This window comes from Acidovorax sp. FHTAMBA, assembly GCF_038958875.1.
GTDB lineage: Bacteria > Pseudomonadota > Gammaproteobacteria > Burkholderiales > Burkholderiaceae_C > Acidovorax.
In genome coordinates this window covers 1-2,500 of the sequence record NZ_CP152407.1, presented here as the reverse complement: position 1 = coordinate 2,500, position 2,500 = coordinate 1, and the positions used below count along the sequence as shown (strand labels likewise).

At 51.0% G+C, this 2,500-nt stretch carries 2 rRNA genes (1 of these 2 cut by a window edge); both read left to right on the top strand.

Annotation, left to right across the window (positions count from 1 at the left end):
• Nucleotides 1-2,189, top strand: a 23S ribosomal RNA gene (locus AAFF19_RS00010); it begins 690 nt to the left of the window's first position.
• Between the two features lie 144 nt (nucleotides 2,190-2,333).
• Nucleotides 2,334-2,446, top strand: a 5S ribosomal RNA gene (gene rrf / locus AAFF19_RS00005).
• Nucleotides 2,447-2,500: the final 54 nt, after the last annotated feature.

Below are 2,500 nucleotides of genomic sequence, written 5' to 3'. Positions count from 1 at the left end.
CCAGGATGAAGGTGCCGTAACAGGTACTGGAGGTCCGAACCCACTAGTGTTGCAAAACTAGGGGATGAGCTGTGGATAGGGGTGAAAGGCTAAACAAACTTGGAAATAGCTGGTTCTCTCCGAAAACTATTTAGGTAGTGCCTCAAGTATTACCTGCGGGGGTAGAGCACTGTTTAGGCTAGGGGGTCATGGCGACTTACCAAACCTATGCAAACTCCGAATACCGCAGAGTACAGCTTGGGAGACAGAGCACCGGGTGCTAACGTCCGGACTCAAGAGGGAAACAACCCAGACCGCCAGCTAAGGTCCCTAAAATTGGCTAAGTGGGAAACGAAGTGGGAAGGCTAAAACAGTCAGGATGTTGGCTTAGAAGCAGCCATCATTTAAAGAAAGCGTAATAGCTCACTGATCGAGTCGTCCTGCGCGGAAGATGTAACGGGGCTAAGCCAGTTACCGAAGCTGCGGATTTGCAATTTATTGCAAGTGGTAGGAGAGCGTTCTGTAGGCCTGTGAAGGTGTCTGGTAACGGATGCTGGAGGTATCAGAAGTGCGAATGCTGACATGAGTAGCGTTAAAGGGGGTGAAAAGCCCCCTCGCCGTAAGCGCAAGGTTTTCTACGCAACGTTCATCGGCGTAGAGTGAGTCGGCCCCTAAGGCGAGGCAGAGATGCGTAGCTGATGGGAAACAGGTCAATATTCCTGTACCGATCAATAGTGCGATGTGGGGACGGAGAAGGTTAGCTCAGCCAACTGTTGGATATGTTGGTTCAAGCCTGTAGTCGTGCCTGGTAGGCAAATCCGCCGGGCTTAGATGAGGGGTGATAACGAGTCTGCTTGCAGACGAAGTGAGTGATACCCTGCTTCCAGGAAAAGCCACTAAGCTTCAGCTATTGACGACCGTACCGCAAACCGACACTGGTGCGCGAGATGAGTATTCTAAGGCGCTTGAGAGAACTCAGGAGAAGGAACTCGGCAAATTGATACCGTAACTTCGGGAGAAGGTATGCCCCAAGTAGGTGAACTCGTACAGAGGAAGCCCAAAGGGGTTGCAAAAAATCGGTGGCTGCGACTGTTTAATAAAAACACAGCACTCTGCAAACACGAAAGTGGACGTATAGGGTGTGACGCCTGCCCGGTGCTGGAAGATTAAATGATGGGGTGCAAGCTCTTGATTGAAGTCCCAGTAAACGGCGGCCGTAACTATAACGGTCCTAAGGTAGCGAAATTCCTTGTCGGGTAAGTTCCGACCTGCACGAATGGCGTAACGATGGCCACACTGTCTCCTCCTGAGACTCAGCGAAGTTGAAATGTTTGTGATGATGCAATCTCCCCGCGGAAAGACGGAAAGACCCCATGAACCTTTACTGTAGCTTTGTATTGGACTTTGAACAGATCTGTGTAGGATAGGTGGGAGGCTTTGAAGTGAGGACGCTAGTTCTCATGGAGCCAACGTTGAAATACCACCCTGGTGTGTTTGAGGTTCTAACCTAGGTCCATTATCTGGATCGGGGACAGTGCATGGTAGGCAGTTTGACTGGGGCGGTCTCCTCCCAAAGCGTAACGGAGGAGTTCGAAGGTACGCTAGTTACGGTCGGACATCGTGACGATAGTGCAATGGCATAAGCGTGCTTAACTGCGAGACTGACAAGTCGAGCAGATGCGAAAGCAGGACATAGTGATCCGGTGGTTCTGTATGGAAGGGCCATCGCTCAACGGATAAAAGGTACTCTGGGGATAACAGGCTGATACCGCCCAAGAGTTCATATCGACGGCGGTGTTTGGCACCTCGATGTCGGCTCATCTCATCCTGGGGCTGTAGCCGGTCCCAAGGGTATGGCTGTTCGCCATTTAAAGAGGTACGTGAGCTGGGTTTAAAACGTCGTGAGACAGTTTGGTCCCTATCTTCCGTGGGCGCTGCAGATTTGAGGAAGCCTGCTCCTAGTACGAGAGGACCGGAGTGGACACACCTCTGGTGTATCGGTTGTCACGCCAGTGGCATTGCCGAGTAGCTAAGTGTGGAAGAGATAACCGCTGAAAGCATCTAAGCGGGAAACTCGTTTCAAGATGAGATCTGCCGGGGCCTTGAGCCCCCTAAAGAGTCGTTCAAGACCAGGACGTTGATAGGCTGGGTGTGGAAGCGCAGTAATGCGTTAAGCTAACCAGTACTAATTGCTCGTGCGGCTTGACCCTATAACTTTGATAGCCAACACGCTCTCAGCGTGAAGCTCAAAGTCTGTTATGCCAAGTTAGACGCAGTCAAAATACACAAAATCTGATTCCAGACTCTATGAATTCGCCGATCTGCCCAAAAAAGCAGATCAGCAACCCTTTATGCCTGATGACCATAGCAAGTTGGTACCACTCCTTCCCATCCCGAACAGGACAGTGAAACGACTTTGCGCCGATGATAGTGCGGGTTCCCGTGTGAAAGTAGGTCATCGTCAGGCTCTTACAGCCCAAAAAACCCCAGTCAACATCGACTGGGGTTTTTTGCTTTGGGA